This window comes from Pedobacter sp. WC2501 (assembly GCF_052682415.1).
Genome location: NZ_JBQZFI010000001.1, coordinates 1,537,806 through 1,556,086 on the forward strand (window position 1 = coordinate 1,537,806; position 18,281 = coordinate 1,556,086).

The 18,281-nt window shown below is 36.7% G+C and carries 13 protein-coding genes and 4 tRNA genes; 8 read left to right on the forward strand and 9 right to left on the reverse strand.

What is annotated here, in order from left to right; translation table 11 throughout:
• On the forward strand, window positions 1–918 hold the full coding sequence (locus ACUN24_RS06635) for a glycosyltransferase family 2 protein (RefSeq protein WP_445561789.1): 918 nt from the start codon (window positions 1–3) through the stop codon (window positions 916–918).
• Between the two features lie 9 nt (window positions 919–927).
• Window positions 928–2,091, forward strand: coding sequence for a hypothetical protein (locus tag ACUN24_RS06640; protein WP_445561790.1), 1,164 nt, complete (start codon window positions 928–930; stop codon window positions 2,089–2,091).
• 164 nt (window positions 2,092–2,255) lie between these two features.
• On the opposite strand, the gene ACUN24_RS06645 is transcribed toward ACUN24_RS06640, so the two are convergent.
• On the reverse strand, window positions 2,256–3,323 hold the full coding sequence (locus ACUN24_RS06645; protein ID WP_445561791.1) for an SDR family oxidoreductase: 1,068 nt from the start codon (window positions 3,321–3,323) through the stop codon (window positions 2,256–2,258).
• Window positions 3,324–3,477: 154 nt separating this feature from the next.
• On the opposite strand from ACUN24_RS06645, the gene ACUN24_RS06650 reads away from it, so the two are divergent.
• Window positions 3,478–4,059 carry a Crp/Fnr family transcriptional regulator gene (locus tag ACUN24_RS06650; RefSeq protein WP_445561792.1) on the forward strand — a complete coding sequence of 194 codons (582 nt, stop codon included), beginning with the start codon at window positions 3,478–3,480 and terminating at the stop codon, window positions 4,057–4,059.
• Window positions 4,060–4,401: 342 nt separating this feature from the next.
• Here the strand turns inward: ACUN24_RS06650 and ACUN24_RS06655 are convergent, their stop codons facing one another.
• Entirely contained in the window at window positions 4,402–6,264 is a 1,863-nt protein-coding gene (locus ACUN24_RS06655; RefSeq protein WP_445561793.1) for a right-handed parallel beta-helix repeat-containing protein, read from the reverse strand.
• A 319-nt stretch (window positions 6,265–6,583) separates the two neighbouring features.
• On the opposite strand from ACUN24_RS06655, the gene ACUN24_RS06660 reads away from it, so the two are divergent.
• Entirely contained in the window at window positions 6,584–6,913 is a 330-nt protein-coding gene (locus ACUN24_RS06660) for a hypothetical protein (protein WP_445561794.1), read from the forward strand.
• Between the two features lie 595 nt (window positions 6,914–7,508).
• On the opposite strand, the gene ACUN24_RS06665 is transcribed toward ACUN24_RS06660, so the two are convergent.
• From ACUN24_RS06665 to ACUN24_RS06680, 4 genes are all read right to left on the reverse strand, one after another.
• Entirely contained in the window at window positions 7,509–8,597 is a 1,089-nt protein-coding gene (locus ACUN24_RS06665; protein ID WP_445561795.1) for a hypothetical protein, read from the reverse strand.
• A 586-nt stretch (window positions 8,598–9,183) separates the two neighbouring features.
• A complete protein-coding gene (locus tag ACUN24_RS06670; RefSeq protein WP_445561796.1) occupies window positions 9,184–10,572 on the reverse strand; it encodes a right-handed parallel beta-helix repeat-containing protein in 1,389 nt (462 codons plus the stop codon).
• A 283-nt stretch (window positions 10,573–10,855) separates the two neighbouring features.
• Window positions 10,856–10,927 (reverse strand) — tRNA-Glu (locus tag ACUN24_RS06675).
• A gap of 30 nt (window positions 10,928–10,957) precedes the next feature.
• A tRNA-Met gene (locus ACUN24_RS06680) sits at window positions 10,958–11,033 on the reverse strand.
• Between the two features lie 1,201 nt (window positions 11,034–12,234).
• Here ACUN24_RS06680 and ACUN24_RS06685 point away from each other — a divergent pair.
• Entirely contained in the window at window positions 12,235–13,449 is a 1,215-nt protein-coding gene (locus ACUN24_RS06685) for a hypothetical protein (RefSeq protein WP_445561797.1), read from the forward strand.
• Window positions 13,450–13,830: 381 nt separating this feature from the next.
• Here the strand turns inward: ACUN24_RS06685 and ACUN24_RS06690 are convergent.
• Window positions 13,831–13,902, reverse strand: a tRNA-Glu gene (locus tag ACUN24_RS06690).
• Window positions 13,903–13,977: 75 nt separating this feature from the next.
• Window positions 13,978–14,053 (reverse strand) — tRNA-Met (locus ACUN24_RS06695).
• 113 nt (window positions 14,054–14,166) lie between these two features.
• Between ACUN24_RS06695 and era the strand changes: the two genes are divergently transcribed.
• From era to ACUN24_RS06710, 3 genes are all read left to right on the forward strand, one after another.
• Window positions 14,167–15,063 carry a GTPase Era gene (era, locus tag ACUN24_RS06700; protein ID WP_445561798.1) on the forward strand — a complete coding sequence of 299 codons (897 nt, stop codon included), beginning with the start codon at window positions 14,167–14,169 and terminating at the stop codon, window positions 15,061–15,063.
• 130 nt (window positions 15,064–15,193) lie between these two features.
• Complete coding sequence (der, locus tag ACUN24_RS06705) at window positions 15,194–16,495, forward strand: ribosome biogenesis GTPase Der (protein ID WP_121284311.1); 1,302 nt, start codon at window positions 15,194–15,196, stop codon at window positions 16,493–16,495.
• A gap of 437 nt (window positions 16,496–16,932) precedes the next feature.
• Complete coding sequence (locus tag ACUN24_RS06710) at window positions 16,933–17,442, forward strand: GNAT family N-acetyltransferase (protein WP_445561799.1); 510 nt, start codon at window positions 16,933–16,935, stop codon at window positions 17,440–17,442.
• A 226-nt stretch (window positions 17,443–17,668) separates the two neighbouring features.
• Here ACUN24_RS06710 and ACUN24_RS06715 read toward each other — a convergent pair whose 3' ends face one another.
• A complete protein-coding gene (locus ACUN24_RS06715; protein ID WP_445561800.1) occupies window positions 17,669–18,226 on the reverse strand; it encodes a GNAT family N-acetyltransferase in 558 nt (185 codons plus the stop codon).
• Between the last annotated feature and the right edge of the window lie 55 nt (window positions 18,227–18,281).

An 18,281-nucleotide genomic window follows, 5' to 3' on the forward strand; every position in this document is an offset into this window, starting at 1 on the left:
ATGACACATGCCATCGTTATACCCCTGTTTAATAAAGCTGATTATGTTAGCCAAACGTTAAATTCACTCATCCGGCAAAGTAAACTGCCGGATGAGTTGATTATTGTCGACGACTTAAGTACAGATAATAGTCTTTCTATAGTTCATGGTTTTTTGCATGATCATATTTCCAGCTTCGGCAATTGCAGGATACAGGTGATTGAACTCACCGGGAATAAAGGTCCGGGTAATGCGCGGAATATTGGTTTTGCCGCTACCAATTGTGAGTTAGTCAGTTTTTTAGATGCTGATGACGAATATCATCCAAAGCTGCTGGAAATAGCCTCACGTGCATTTAAAGCGCATCAGCTCGATTTTATGGTGCTCAATATCGCTTTTATGCCTGGTAATGAAATATATCCAGATCTGGAACCATTAAAAAAGTACCTGGAGCCGCTTGATAAAGAGCTATACCTGATTAAAGATCCTTTGACGGCAGTTAGCGATCCACATTTCATAATGGGGGTTGGCAGTAACGTAATCGTAAAAAGTAAGTGGATCGCCAATAACCAATACCAGGCCGAAGCGCAATTAAATGAAGGTATCGATTTTTGGTACCGGGTATTAAAAGGCATACTGAACAAGGTGCAAGGGAAAATAGCTTTGCAAACAGGAGGTTATCTTCATGTTAACGAGGTGCCGGGGAGCCTTTCACGGAAAAAATATAGCCATTTTAAACAGATCGAATTGCCTCCGGTAATTTCGAGGTATGTAAACAGTAAAGATAAGCACGACCGGCTGCTAATGGGCATGATCGGTGAACGCTGGTATAAACACGCCCTGCAAAATTTGCCGTCAAATATCCAAAAAGCACGCTTTTTATGGCATTACCGTAGCTTTTTGCCAAAATACATTGGCTATCTGCTCATCAAAAGATAAATTTTAAAAATGATCTATTCCCTCCTTAATCAATACTATCAGATTGTCAGGCAGTCTGAGCTTTTCAAATCCTATTATCTTAACCACGAAAATTATCAAAACGCCCCCTTAATAGGTAAAAAGGAATTGATTAATTTGTTAAATGATCATTTTGACCTACATAGCCAGGAAAAAGGTGTTTATTTGGTGCGTTCTGGCGGATCTACCCAAAAGCCGTTAGTTTTTCCGGTTGATATTGTAGAAAATCTGGAACAGCGTGCAGCACTTGCCGGCGCATTAAAACAAGCCGGGGTATTTACCCCAAAAACCATTGCACTCAATATGTTTGGTTACATGGATATGTACCGTACAGCTGCTATTATGGACGATCTTTTGGAGCGCTGCAGTGCAACCACACTGGTAGCAAGTGCCAGTTTACCTTACGAAGAGGCTTGCCAGATGGCTTTAAATTTTAAACCCGATTTATTACTGGGTACACCTTCAAAATTATTCCTTTTTGCGCAATACCTTAAAAAGCATCAGCTTAGTTTGTCCATCACCAATCTTGTGTTTGGTGGCGAGTTTTTGCCATCCTCACACATCAAACTTTTCGAGGAGGTTTTCGGAACCCGGCAGATCTATTCCTTATATGGTTCTGCAGAAACGGGAATATGGGCCTGGTGCGATTATAGCCGATCGCCATCATTGTTCAGGGTAATTGATAGTTTGATTGTTGAAATCCATGCTCCAGATGCTGATGGTTATGGCAATTTGCTGGTAAGCAATTTGTTCCGGAAGCGTTTCCCTGTTTTTAGATACAATACTGGTGATGCCGGTAAATGGCTCGATATTGATGGGCAACTTTACCTGGAGCTAAAAGGGCGGGAACATCGGTCGTTTATGTTTAACGAATGCAATTACGAACTGGATGATTTTAATATTGTTTTCGCAGATGCGGAAAGGTTTCAAATCCAGATTGTTCCAGGTGAAGGACATACGGAAATAAAATTTTTGCTGGTAACCCATTTTATGGATATTGCAAAAGAAGAATATATTGAACTAAAACTTCAGCAGCTCTATGAAATATTTGGTTACCAGGTGAAAAACTTAGAGGTATTAGCAGGTAGTGATTTAAACCTTTATACCAATGCTACCACGGGTAAAACCCCGGTAATTATTGATCATCGGGTATGATATTGATTGTGGGCGGATTCTGCGATGAATGGACAGAAAAGCCGCATCAGGTAGAAGCGGCTTTCGTAGCGTGGACGGGAGTTTGTACTAGCTTTTTCGAAGCCTTATGGGAATTTTAGGTTTTAAATTCTGAATGGCGGAGTTTCTTTATTGATGATCAAAATTTAGGGTATAAGCTTTGCCAGACGCAATTGCTCAAACAAATCATAAAAACTTTCTTCTGTGTTTTGGAAAACGGTGAAGCCAAGTTTACGGCTTTTAGACATATCGGTCATCACTTCGATTGGCCTGCCAAGATCAAGATCGGTATGCCATGCTGTTGCTAACCGGCTTAAGTCTTTCTCTTTTAGGTTGTATTTTTTAGCAATCTTTAACCAAACCTGAGCATCATTAGCCATTTCTTTTTCTAACGATTGAATTGGCCCATTAAACTCAACCGGTGTTATATTAAAGTAGTTTGCTAAACGGTTCCACAAACGGCTCCACCTAAAAACATCACCGTTTACAATGTTGAAAGCTTCATTTTGCGCTTGCTCAGTAGTGGAAGCCCAAATCAGGTGTTCGGCTAGCACACGTGCATCAGTTACATCTGATAAGCCATTCCATTGTGCGGCTGACCCTGGCCATATAAATGGTCGACCAGTTTCTTTGCAGATACTTGCATACACAGCTAAAGTAGTTCCCATGTTCATCGCATTTCCGACGGCCTTTCCAATCACCGTATGTGGTCTGTGGATACTCCAGGTAAAACCGTCTCTTTTAGCCGCGGCATAAACCTCATCTTCCTGTGCATAGTAAAAGTTCTCCAATTCTAAGCGTGGATGTTCTTCCCTGAGAGGTGTTTCTGGAAGAAAACCATCTTGTGCATAAGCTTCAAAAGGGCCTAAATAATGTTTAAGCCCGGTTACTAAAGAAACATGTTTAACGGAATTATGGTGTGATAATGCAGCTAAAAGATTACGGACCATCAGGCTATTTACCCGAATGTTTTCTGCTTCGGTATCGTTACGCATCCAGGTAGTAATATATACATGTGTTGGTTTAACATCTTTTAATGCTTGTTTTAAGCCATGCAAATCAAGTAGATTGGCCGCAACAGATTTGAGGTTTTTATTTTCTAAATTGTGGTTACGGGCAAGGCCATAAGTTTCCCAGCCTTTGGAAATTAGTTTTTCTGCCAGATTACTTCCTGCAATACCACTGGCTCCAACTACTAATGCTATTTTACTCATCGTGATTAAATTATTTTGCCCTAAAATTAGGAATGCTCACGATAAAGGCTCTTGACCTGCGTCAAATAATGAACTTGATCTGAGTCAAGATTTTGGTTATTCCTAAACAGGGGATTTATGTTTGGAAAAAGTATCTTTGTTCCTAAATAGCTAAATGATCGATATTCTTTTTAAACACATTCAAGAAAAGGTTTCGCTCACAGAAAAAGAAAAAGAACTCATACAAACTTTTTTTATTCAAAAGCGATTGAGGAAACACCAGTATTTGTTGCAAGAGGGAGATGTGTGTAAATACCTCGCATTTGTAGCTAAGGGTTTATTACGCACCTACAATATTGATGAAAAGGGCGATGCACACATGAGTGTTTTTGGATGGGAAGGGTGGTGGCTATCTGATTTCAATAGCTTTCTTTCTAGCGAACCAGCAGTATTTAATATTGATGCGATTGAGGAATCAGAGCTGCTATTGATTTCTAGGGTAGATTACGATGCCATCACTGTTGAAGTGCCGATTATGGATCGTTATTATCGGATTCTTTACCAAAATAGCCTGGTAACCAAAGAGAGGCGATTGATGAGTTCAATTACGCATACTGCGGAAGAAAAATATTTGCAACTGCTAGCATTAGATCCAAAGATTGTTGAGCGTATTCCACAAAACCTAATTGCCTCTTACCTGGGTATTGCGCCTGAAACGCTCAGTCGTATTAGAAAGAATTTAGCATTTAGAAAGTAAGTGGAAGCGTGTTTCAATATTTTGCAGATTAATCAGTCCGGTTAAACCACAGTTTATGCGCTGATTGGTATACATTTTGGCTGCAAGTACTGCTAATAGTAAATTTACCGGAGGCTCCTAACTTTATTAAATTGTTGGCAGATATAGATTAAATTTCAAATATTATCCAATTATTTGAAAAAATTGGGATTAATTTCTAGTGTTGACTTGAGAGACTGGTTGTTAAGGTGGCATACGGATCTTTTCATTTTTTGGAAAATACTATTTTTGAAAAACAAAACTAAAATAAGAAATTATGTGAGACATACTATTCGTTATTATGGATTAATTTGTAATATTAACTTAAATCCAGCTACCGGATTTATATACCTTTATTTCTTTATTCGTTGGATTTATCCAAATGACATCATCTTTTAAATTCACAACAGGTTCTTCGGGAGTTATCAAAAGCATATCATTTGCTCTTTTTGTATTAGTCCATTGCCCAATTTGCTCGGCAATAAACCAATAATTATTATGATACTCAAGTGTTAATTTGCTTCCGATTTCTCTAGATGATAAGTTTCCTCCAACAACATCTGGTAAGATGTTATTTGCATCAGAAACTATTGTCATCCAATTATTGCTTTCAACGAGAAAGCTTATGCGTTGCCCCTCCGTGTACTGCTCATTTCTAATATAATATATGGGATTATTTGACAAGCCAAGATTTGTATACACCGTGTAAAATCTACCATAGGTTACGATCTGGACAGCCGTCGAAGTCTCCCAATGGAATCCTTTTAGAATATTTCTGATATCAGAAAGCACTAATCCCTTTTTAGCCTGTATATATTTTACATCGGAATCTAAGATAGATAGATATATAGATTTTGTATTTGGGTTTGTACTATCTATTACAATAGGGGTCGTTGTATCATCTCCAACCTCCGTTTTTCTTATTGTCAAATTGTGAATATTGATTCCTATATTTCGATACTCATTAACCGGATCTTCTTTAATAATATTTATACCATTCCTGTAATAAAAAAAATCGCTGCGTGAAGTATTCCAATTCGTCAATATTGGATTGAGAATATTGAGCGTCAACGTTCCTTCCTTTCCAAAGTTTGATATCAACAACGCACCCTGTTTATTATTTTGCCAGACTGGATTTAGTAAATTGATACTTCCCACTAAACCATCGCGCACATTAGGTATGAAAAAACCGTGCTTACTGCTGTCATCGATATGTTTTGAAATTGAAATATCAATATTAGGGTTATTTTCTATAGTAACGTCGTTAGTGAAAAACAACATGATACCTGCCCCAGCATTGTTGGAAGTAAACGGATCGTTAATTACTATGTTATCGATTATAATCGGCATCCCATTCAATCCCTCTGGTTCAATATCTATTCCAGCCTCGGGGGCAGCTCCATTGGTATTGAATATTTTCGGGTTATTTAATGTTACATTTTTTGTTGATGTAATGGAGATACCGTTCCTACGGACATTGTCAATGAAAGCATTATTTATAGTAACTTTATTCGTCGAAATTGTCGAAGTTGCATCCAAATACTGATTTCCTATGTAAATGCCATCGCCCCAACAATTGCTAATTACGGGATTTTCTATAACAATATCTTCCGAATTTGTTATCGAGATTCCATGGCCCCATTCTCCTGAGATTCCAACATGATGGACTCGCTCACCCACAATTCGTGGATTTACTATCCGCACATTTCTTATGTTATAAATATTTAGTAATCGATAATTGGGAGATGATGAAGGAAGTGCTATTATTTCCCCAAGAGGGTTGAAAACAAGTTTGCTATTACTCTTTAATTGGATTCCTGAATTATCATTATCTGCACTTATGTAATAAGATTTACTGATAGACACTGACAAACAAACTTCGATACACTTTGTAATTGCACCCGCATTATCCACTAACGCGTTGGCAACTGCTCCAAAATATTGAACATCTACTTGCCCTTCAAAATTATGCTTTAGCTTAATACCTCCTATGTTAAAAACGCTACCGCCGTCGTCTTCTTCGGATGTATCAGTTAAGAAGTAATTTATTGGATAGGGTGTATCATCTTTTATGTAATAACCCAATAAGGTTACTCCTAAATATTGCCCGCTTTCCAGACTGGCTATATTTTCAACTGATAAATTTCTTAACTGTTGAACATTCTCCACGAAGATAAATTGGCTCATATTAACATCTTTTGATTTCTGAAATTAGCGAAATATACTTGTAAAATCAAAGGTTAAATTCAGTATTGGAAAGATGGCCTTAAGGGTCACTTACACACTAGAGCTTGAAAAAAGATTGAAGAATTAGAAGAAATCGGTAAAGCAAGCAGTGAAAAAACAAGTAAATGGGATTTTCCACAATTAGCCAGTTTAGGTGATCTACAGAAAAGTCCGCACAATAGATTAATATCAATTAATTAGGGGGGGCAAGCATAATTTCATTTATTCTAATGGTTCATTTAGAACACCTAGTTTCAACAAAATATTTGTATATAACTATTTGAATTTCGATGAAAAAGTGCTGATGTTAGTAGAACAGTCCTTATCTCTGAGCATACATACGAAACCCACTTTATTAGCTATTGCGGTTTTAATCGTAACAACTCTTTTATACTCAACATATGAAGCTGAATCAGACGGTTTTACTTTAATAGGATTTCCTTTAACGTTTAACAAATACACAGAAGGCAAAATAGATCCCTTTGATATTGGATTGGCTCATATGGGCTTTAATACCAGTAATTTTCTATTTGATATGCTGGTGTTATTGCTATTCATCTGGGGATTTAATTTCATATGGACGAAATATTTAAAAAACAATAGTATATGAAATTAACACACACTGTAATGTTTGCGGTTCACTATTTTCAATTGTGAAGGGTAATTCAAAGTTTAAACACTCGTGTTATAAGTTTGTTATTTTAAGAGCCTGTTAAATTTTGTTTAATAATAATTTTATGGCTGATAGTTTAACCATATTTTCAGATGATTCCATCAACCGTTCATAGTTTCTGTAAAGTCTTCTATCATTGTCAACCAGGCAAATGTTCTTTCGATTACCCATCTTTTATTTACTGGTTTAAATATTTGGCAAAGTTTACAGGAAGTATTTGCTAGTAGCATCCTGTTTTGACTAGGTATTCAGCAGCATTCCAAATAGAACGTAAATCATGTTTTTCGTTTGCGATCCTTAAATTGTAAGGTCTTTTTTATAGATTGCGAATGGCTTTCGCTTAAATCGGTTGGATAAATTTTTAATTCTAATTGCATTTGTAGTTACTCACAATTAATATTTATTTATCCAACCAGTGATCGCCTTTTTATTCAATCTCAACAAATACTCATTTTTATTCAGCCATTTTTCAACATGTTTGAGAACTGGAATATTGACTAAAGCATCCAAAGGCATAACGTCTGTTCAAAATCTAGTTGCCACCATATTGCGCTTTACAGCATTTCCCTAAATCGGTGACTTTTGGAAGCTCCCAATTAACTTCTCTATTGTGAAAGCCTGCTAAATCATGCCAAAACTGGCGAAACCGCTTTTTATCTGTTTTAGAATCGGATAATGTGAAGATCATTAAATCGTCAAGTACTTTATTGAAAATAATCCTCGTGCATTGATCCAGTCTTTTATTCATTTCCACCAACGCGGCAGGATCGTTATTGATGCGATCACCATGGAAAAACTTAGATCTGATATCGTAAGCTTTCTTGAAGAAAGTGATGTGATCGTCCACCTCACTCTCAGTCCCGCCAATGAACAAGGCAGGTTTCTCTGTGACCTGTTCGGTAAGCCTTTCTCTACCTATAGTAAAAAGCGCCTCATAAAGGGACATTTGAAAAGCAATTTTTAATATTACTCTGGCCTCAGATTGTACTTTAGCAAGCACCATAAGTGCTCTTAAATATCTGTTTAACGTATAGGGGAGAAAATTCAGTTCATCTGTCATCACGCCGTAAAGTCGAGGCGTTCGAGGTATCAGTTGCTTAATGGATGGATCAAGTTTCAAATTAATCTTTATGATCCTGTCAATATTAATCAGCCTTAGCATATCTGAAATGCTGACCATAGTAGTGGCAAAATTCCCGCTATGGTCGCTATTGTAGCGACTAAGAAAATGCCTGTTGCAATGTAAGCTTTTGAAACTAGCCGTTCCAACTATACCTTCATAATGTTCTACAAAGCATTCCTGAGCATAGACACTATTGTCCTTTACAAACCAAAGGGCGTTGAACAGAGACGAAGCAAAATTTAAAGCCGTATGCCCTATTTCAGCTAATGTGTTACAATCACTAAAAAAGCTTACCTCTTTTGGATCGCCTTGAAATCTCAGTAAATGACTGGAAGAAATTTTCGGCATTGAAGACATTCCAAACTGTTGCATAAAATTGCTGCTGAAAGAAATTCCGTCAACATTCATGCAATCAAACAGTTTAAAACTATCCAAGGTGAGCTCCACCGGCTCAGTTAACTTCAAGTTCAGAATGGGAATTGTAATTATTATCTGCATATTGAAAAACTTGCCAAAGATATGGTAAAAGTCTATTGGTATTGCAACGCTAACCCGATCATCGCATGTGCTGCAATCATTAAGGCATACAGTCATGTCGAAATGCCATTAAAAAAGTGTACTATTTGTACGTGGGAAATTAGCTAAAAATAGATTTTTTTGTTACATATAGGATTTGTTATATTGCTTATTATCAATTTTTTATTAAAAAAAAATGTGATTTTTCCCTAGGAGAATTGTTGAAGATTTCAGCTAATTTTAGAAAAGCACCATTTAACGCAAAAGCGTACATTTAAACCATAGCAATTGCAGCTAAAACATATCGAAAAAAATGGTGGGCGATTGGTGTCAAAATCGAAAACCGCACAAAACACTATTTAAGCGTTGAATGGCCATTCTTGTATTTTGTTGATTTAATATTTCCAGCTTTGGAGCATTGAGAATGTTACCATTTCAATTAAAAAAAATCTTTGATTATTAAAATTATTTTTTCTTGAGGCAATGATAGATTTTTTTTAGCTAACTAGTAAGGAGGTATATGTATAGCGTTTTAATCTATATTCTAACAATTCTCAAAAACTAAGGCTTAAATTCCCGCAGTCCATTTTACACTTACCGAAATATTGGCTTCACTACCTTTTAAAACAAGCCTAAATCCAGCATTAGAGAGCTCTTCTACCTGGCAATTGCCTAAATAAACGCCTGGGTTGCCCGCAGAGAAAGTGGAAATATTTAAAGGGGGTATCTGAATATTATAAGGCACATGAAAGCTGATATAAACTGTAGCATCCCCAGAAGAGTTAGTGTTAACTTGCACACTATCAGACTGAACTGTCCTTGAAGAAACAGTAGCACCGCTTACCACTTCCACTTGATCCGCATAGAATGGGATTATAGTAGTAGCCAAACTATTCGCGCCTAAGTAAATCAATTTGGTATATTGTCCATTAAAATCGTTATTTACAATTTCGGCATCTTCGCTATGCTCAAGTCTAATTGCATATGATGGATAATTAGCGCCATTGCCAAGAAAGAAGTTATTCTCTATGATTGTTTTTTTGATTAAATAATTGTCTGCTGTACCAGTTATGCCAACCCGGATATCACATCCAGCATTATATTCAAAATAGCAATCTCTTATCGACACACCTCGTGTATCACCATAATCGGCACTGTTTTCGTTGCTGATTGTGAGTCCATCACCTGAATTACTTTCAAAATCACACGTATCTAATGATAGTTTAATGGCACCATGAACAAATAGACCAAAATTTGTATTATTTGCAAAAGTACCTTGAATAACCTTTACAGCATTAATCCATTTTTTAAACGTCGCACCATAGAGATTTCCTTGTACCGAAAGGTTATTAAACTGGCATAAAAAAGATCCAAAAACTAAAAGTGGAGAACCACACCCTGGAGTTGTATAATTTTCAATTCTTACATCATCAAGTGTGCACTTGTGAATATTTTTTAGATATAAGGCACCAGTTTCGGCACATACCAAACCTGTTCCATCAAGTAAGAGATTCACAATTCTGCTTCTATATTCACCATTAACATTCTCTGAACCAATTTTTATTTGTCTAGCTTTAACTACCGCAGAATGCTCTGACCATATCGTAGCCATTTGTAGGTCAATGGGACTATTTAACAGGTATAGGCCCTTGTCTAGGTAAATATCTGAAGTTACTTGCCTTAACGCTGCAAATGCATGTGTATCATCTGAATTGTCGCCTTTAGCGCCAAACCACCTCGCATTTAATGGGCCAGAATATAATCTAATCCATCTTCCCACAGTGATGGCTTCGGGTTTAATAATGGTACCATCATTAGGATTTATTGTCGAACTATTATCGTAGTAAAACTGTCCCCCTCCGCCATCATTTGGGTGATTAAAACCTAATAAGGTTACTAAGGAATTATTGTCCCCTATTATTTGCTTTAGGGCCGCCAAAGAGATAACTGAAGTCATGAGTGCATGTTTTCTTCTAAGTTAATAAAATTATGATGTCTCTAATATCAAAAAGACGTGGAAACAGTCAGGATCTTTCAGTGCATGAAGGGTAAAATTCTACACTATTGATGGCCTGTAATTAAGTAGCGAATAGAAGGAGAAAAAATAAAAATTAGCGGATGGTTATTGAACTTTTTTTATGCCTAAAATCCCATAAAATGTGTTTTGATAATCTAAAATAAAAAAAAACCTGCAAATGTTTGATTTGCAGGTTTTTAACATCATTTGATATTGAATTTTGTAGCCCGTAGGGGAATCGAACCCCTGTTTCCAGAATGAAAATCTGGCGTCCTCACCCCTAGACGAACGGGCCATTAAATAATTAGAGTGTCTTTCAACTCTTTGGTAGCGGGGACACGACTCGAACGTGCGACCTTCGGGTTATGAGCCCGACGAGCTACCAACTGCTCCACCCCGCACTCTATAGCTTCAAATTTTCTTTGTTTGAAGGAGTGCAAAGGTATATAATATTTTTGCTTTTCAAAAGGCTTCATAAATTTTTATTGAATTTTTAAATTATCTGCTTGATTTGTAGTGGATTATTTTTGCTGCAGCTGACTTTTGTATTGCTCTTGTAAGTGGGGATAAAGGAAAGAGCTTGCATGTCTCAATTGATCATCAATCTTAATCTCATCGGAATAATTTTGATTTCACATCTCCTGCAAAGCGTTCCTGATGTAAGCCTTAGTTATAATGGCATTAAACAATGCTGGTATATATAGTGAATTAATTTTTGTGTAATTAATAATGCAGATATAGCTAACTTATAAATGTTTGTATTTATGTAAATGCTGATGATTGGAGTTGATAGTTATTGAACATTTGAACTGAAAATTTAATAAAAATTGCCATATACTAAAATGATAAGCCAATACATTTGAACTGCTAATCAATAGTTAATTTGGCTTTTAGATGCATTCAATTGATTTGGTGATGATTATGAATATTCGTAATTACAAGTATTAGTTAAAAATATATGCTTTAAGTTTAAATGTGCCCAGTTTTACAGCTAAGAAATATATAGTATTTGTTTTAATTGGTTGAAATATAAATATGTATTATTTATATTTTAATATTACATATAGTGTAAATTATTATTGGAACATACTTCTGAGAGAAATGCCTAAACTTATTTTTTTATAAAGTGGTAAAATTATGCAGCATTTGAAAACTGTCCTTTATAGTTTGGCATAAGACAACGTTTTATAATGATAACGCAGATTTAACAATTGCATAAAATCAGCTAACAAGCTACGAGAGAAATACATAGGTAGGAAACATTTTCAATAATCAATGCTAAAAAGACCTTTTGGGAATTGTAACGAAATAAAAGGAAACATTTACAGTTATAGCGTTAGTGAATTATTGTATAAGCTTAATCCAAGATATTTTAGCCAAAACCTTTAAAAGGCTGGTAATCTCAAATAAAATAGGTTATGAATCATTACACATATTCACATACATCATTTACCAATGATAGCCAGGCAGAAATATCAAAATATATTTTATTCAACCAAATTGCACACACTAAAAGAAAGGAGGGCATTCAAGTAAGTAACCTTTAGAGAATTTTTCAAAATAAGTGACTATCTACCTTTAAAAAACCTAAAACAAACAATCATGAAATTTAAAATTTGTGTTATCGCTATTACGCTATTTTTACTACAAGGCTGTGCAAAAGAAAAACAGCAAATTGAAGAAAATAAAGAAAAAAAGCAGATTGAAGAGAGTATTGAACCACAGTTAAAAGGGGGGGCAACTATTGATGGTAATACCTATTATCAAACCATTGATGGGCTTGGCTTTTCCAGTGCGTGGTGTGGTACGCTTACTACAGCTAAAAATGATGCACTTTATAATACACTGGGCTTTTCTTTGTTAAGGGTTCGTTTCGACCAGGATAATGCATGGACAGATGAAACGAACAATGCCGCTGCGGCACATGCCCGGGGCGCTAGAGTATTAGGCTGCCCCTGGAAAATACCTACTGCTTACCGGTCGGGCAATACTATTCCATCTAATCAGTATGTTAATTTCTGCAATTGGCTGGGTAGTGCTGCTTCAGCTATAAAATGTGATTTTGTGTCTATAAAGAATGAGCCTGATGGCTCTTCGGAAGATGGCAATTTGAATGGAACCCAGATACGTGATATTATTAAAGCTGGCGGATCAAATATTGGCAAACCCATTGTTTGTGCTGATGCTATTAATTTTAATGATACCTATACTGACCCAACATTGAACGATGCAACCGCTGTGGCTAAAATTTCTTATGTTTCCGGACATCTTTACGGAGGTGGTAATTATGTGCACCAAAATGCACTTAATAAAGGAAAACGCATTTGGATGACAGAATACTATGTTGCCGATAGCCGTGACAATATGGATAACTGTTTAGTTTTAGCTAAAAACATTAATGATTGTATGAACAACCAATTTAGTGCTTACTACTTTTGGTGGGTTAATGATAATGATGCAAGCGTTAACCTGGTTAATCAAAGTGGTACAATTTACAAAGCAGGCTACACCGGTGGTCAGTTTGCCAAATGGATAAGACCAGGAAAACAAAGAATTGCCTGTACCTATAATCCTACCCCTAACATTTATTTAACAGCCTATCGGGGAGGCGGATTGGTAATTGTGGCTGTTAATACAGGTACTACGGCTGTAAGCCAGTCTTTTTCGGTTGCTAATGTTAATGGTGTTTCTTCGCTGAATATTCATCGCACATCGAGTAATGAAAACATGTCTTCGATAGGATCAGTTGCTGTTTCAGGTAATGCATTTACGTATACACTTCCTGCTAAAAGTATCACTACCTTTCACCAATTTTAACTGGTAGTACGGCTTATTGCTTAGGCCACAAAATGCCGGATACTACCTTCAGGGGCATGAAACATTATTGTTTCGTGCCCCTGATATTTCCATAAAGATTTAAGAAAAAGCAAATTTTATTCATGACGGTATATGCGGCGTGTTTTTATCTTAATATGTTTATGAAGCTTATCTGCAATTGTTTTTTGTATTGCTGTTAGGTGTAAAATCTCAGCTGGCCGGAACTTTTAATTTGCACTGAAATCCATTCTTTGGTGCCACGCAACTGTCCGCAAAATCTTCTTTTGTGAACCAATTATGCTTTTTAGTATGCCTGTAAAGTTAAAAAGGCTGCAAATCTATGATTTACAGCCTTTTTAAAATGTTTTGATGTAATAAGTGTAGCCCGTAGGGGAATCGAACCCCTGTTTCCAGAATGAAAATCTGGCGTCCTCACCCCTAGACGAACGGGCCATTAATCTGAGTTTTGACTTTGGAGTCTTTAGTTTGGAGAAACTCCTAACTTAAAACTCTCAACTCCCAACTTCTTGGTAGCGGGGACACGACTCGAACGTGCGACCTTCGGGTTATGAGCCCGACGAGCTACCAACTGCTCCACCCCGCACTCTATACAACTCGTTTTTTCTTTGAATTAAATCCTTAACTCTGTTTCCGAATTGGAATGCAAAGATATAATTCGTTTCTTTGTGCTGCAAATTTTTTTTAAAAAATATTTTAATGGCGCATAAAGCAGGTTTTGTTAGTATAATAGGTAAACCAAATGTAGGTAAATCTACCCTCATGAATGTGCTTGTAGGCGAGCGACTTAGCATTATCACTCCTAAGGCACAAACCACAAGGCATCGCATTTTAGGGATCGTAAATGAAGAAGAATATCAGATCGTTTTCTCTGATACACCGGGTATAATTAAGCCAAAATACAGTTTACAAGAGAGTATGATGAGCTTTGTAAACGGATCTTTGACCGATGCCGACGTACTTTTATTCGTAACCGATATCAACGAAGAGCACGATGAGGAAGACGTTATGGAAAAAATTCTGAACCGTAATATTCCTACCATTGTACTCATCAATAAAATCGATAAAGCATTACAAGAACAGGTTGATGAGAAGATTACTTACTGGCAGGAGAAGTTAAATCCGATTGCTATTTATGCAATTTCGGCTTTACATAAACACAATGTTGACGGATTATTGGATCGCGTGCTCGAAATGCTGCCAGAACATCCACCATATTATGATAAAGAAGATTTAACCGATCGTTCAGAACGTTTCTTTGTTTCGGAGATTATTCGCGAAAAAATCTTCCTTAATTATCAGAAAGAAATTCCTTACAGTACCGAGGTAATTGTAAAGAGTTTTAAAGAAGAGGAAATGAAAAATGGCAAAGGTGCTTTGATCCGGATTACTGCAGAAATTGTGGTCGAACGCGATTCGCAAAAAAATATTTTAATCGGTACTGGTGGGAGTATGCTAAAAAAGGTTGGTACCGAGGCTCGTTTAGAAATCGAGAAGTTTTTAGATAATAAGGTTTTCTTAGAAATGTTTGTGAAGGTAATTCCAGACTGGAGAAGTAAAAAGAATTACTTAAAAAGCTTTGGTTACGATAATTAACCGTACCTTTGCAGCCCGAAATGAATCGGTTAGTAGTTGATAGTCAATGGCTGATAGCCAAATAGTTTGAGCAGCTTGCCTAAACACCACGACCATTAACTATAAGCCATTAACTATCAAAAGAACACCCATGAGTAATATTATAGCCATCGTAGGCAGGCCAAACGTAGGCAAGAGCACCCTTTTTAACAGATTAACAGAAAGCCGTAAGGCCATTGTAGATGATATCAGCGGCGTAACCCGCGACAGGCATTATGGAGTAGGTGAGTGGACCGACAGACAATTTACCGTAATTGATACTGGTGGTTATGTAGCCAACTCAGAAGATGTTTACGAAGCGGCAATCCGCGAGCAGGTAATGATTGCCATCGAGGAAGCCAGTGTATTAATCTTTATGGTTGATGTAACTACTGGTATTACCGATTTAGATGATGATATTGCCCAGGTATTGCGCAGAAGTAATAAGCCCGTTTATGTTTGTGCAAATAAGGTAGACAATACCGCTTTATATAACGAAATCCATACTTTTTATGGTTTCGGATTAGGCGAAGTATATGCATTATCATCAATGACGGGTTCCGGAACAGGAGAGTTGTTGGATGAGGTTGTTAAAAATTTCGAAGATATTCCTGAAGAAGAAAATCAACTGCCTAAAATTACCATCGCAGGTCGTCCTAATGTGGGTAAATCATCTTTAGTTAATGCATTAATTGGCAAAGAACGTAATATCGTTACTGCAAATGCAGGTACCACCCGCGATTCAATTAAAATCCATTATAACCAGTTCGGTCATGAGTTTATGCTGATCGATACTGCCGGATTACGGAAAAAAACAAAGGTTAAAGAAAACCTAGAGTTTTATTCGGTAATGCGCACCATTAAAGCTTTAGAAGAAGCTGATGTTGTGGTATTAATGATTGATGCCGTAGAAGGAATTGAAAGTCAGGATATTAATATTTTCCACCTTGCCGAGAAAAACAAAAAAGGTATTGTAATTCTGGTTAACAAATGGGATTTGATCGAAAAAAATACACAAACGATGAAAGCTTTCGAAGAGCAGATTCATGAGCGTATTCGCCCGTTTACCGATGTGCCGATCGTTTTCACTTCCGTAATAAATAAGCAACGTATTTTTAAAGCAATTGAAGCCGCTTTAGAAGTTTATAAAAACCGTAGCAAGAAAATTCCTACATCTAAATTGAATGATGTAATGTTGCCGCTGATTGAGAAATTCCCGCCACCGGCATTAAAAGGAAAACACATTAAGATTAAATATATCACCCAGATTAATGCTACTTCGCCAATGTTTGCCTTTTTCTGCAACTTGCCACAGTACATTAAAGATCCATATAAACGTTTCATCGAGAATAAGTTGAGAGAAAACTTCGATTTTTCTGGCGCACCGATCCAGATTTATTTCAGACAGAAATAAGTTAAGGTTGAGGGCTTGAAGGTATAAGGCTTAAGGTCCGAATTTCCATAATTAAAAACAGGGCTGTTTCTTAAAGAAGCAGCCCTGTTTTTTTTGCTATTTATGTCATTCTGAACGCAGTGAAGAATCTGTCTGTTGTTTAAAGTGTACTTGAGTGAATTCACTAACGTTCACGTGTTACAGTTTGGATGGCAGTTTTTTGTAGGCTAGGGATTCTTCACTGCGTTCAGAATGATAGCAGATACTTTTTTTGTTTATCGGGATTTGTAATCTCGTCGTAATGCGCTGTGGATTTTAAATCCGCCAAAGTCTAAACTTCAAAGACGGGATTGCAAATCCCAACTATCTGGATTTAAAGATGTCTCCATTTCGCTGCGCTCCAGTTGAAAGGACGATTCTCCTTATTACTGGTCAGAAAATACCCTTACTTTTGCTTCATGCAATTACAAGTACAAAACAGCCAGTCAGCTGACATCAATACCATTTTCGATTTTTATGATATGGCTATTGAACATCAAAAGAAAGTGTTTAACAAGCACTGGCAGGGCTTTAGCAGAGAAATGGTGCAAACAGAAATTGATGAACAACGCCAATATAAAATTCTTGTAGATGGAGAGGTAGCCTGTGTATTTGCCGTTACATTTAACGACCAATTAATTTGGGGAGAGCGGGATCACGAAGCGATTTATATCCATAGGATTGTAACCCATTCTGAATTTAGGGGTTATTCTTTCGTGAAGGAAATTATCAAATGGGCTAAAGATTACGCCGCAAATAATAACATTAAATTTATCAGAATGGACACCTGGGCCGATAATAAAAAACTGCTCGAATATTACACGGGTTGTGGTTTTGATTATGTTGGTGAAGTAAATATGGAAAAAACCGAAGGGTTGCCGAAACACTATGAAGGAATCAGTTTAAGTTTGTTTGAGATTGTGCTGTAGCGTATTGCAAGGTGCATCAACGATATTTTGTTCGTCGAGATTTGTAATCTCGTCGCACTGTTTTGTGGATTTCAAATCCACGAAGGTCTAGATTCCAAAGATGGAATTTCAAATTCAGATTGACGGGAAGAATGTTGTTCTAATCAGATCCTGAAATAAATTCAGCATGACGATCGTAAGAGGATGATTTCTATATTGGCAATCTGTCCTTTCGGTAAATCGTATTCTATTCCGTGGTTTTCCCTGTCTCGGTGACAACATTAATCCTTGCCTGCACATTATTCAACTCAATTTTCCAGCTTAACATATCGTCTACTTCTCCAATATGGATAAAGTTGTTTTTTTCTAAAATGGAATAAGAGGCCACATTGTCTTTAGTCGTGGTTGCATAAACCGATTTCACTTTAGGTTGCTCCCTGGCCCATTCTATTAATCGGCCAACAGCTTCAGTCATAAAGCCCTTGCCTCTAAATTCCTCATAAGTGCCATACCCTATTTCAATTTCGCCATTTGGATCTGGTTCGCCAACAAAACAAATATCACCTACCATTCTATGGTCTGGTTTGGATATGATGGTCCATAAAGTATGGTAGAGATAATCTTTGTCCTTATCGAAAACGTTAGGTAAAATTGTTTGTTCCAAAGCTTCCTGAAGTGAAGGAGAAATGTTTTTTTTGGTTGGTAGAAGGCCAAATTCTTGTTCTAAAGAGTGATCATCTTTGATATATTTTAAAAGCTGATCGTGCGTTAATGGTTTTAAAATGAGGCGTTCGGTTTCTATCATGCTTGAGTTGTTATATAGGATAATATAAAACTTTGGGTTTTGAATAAGCTAAATT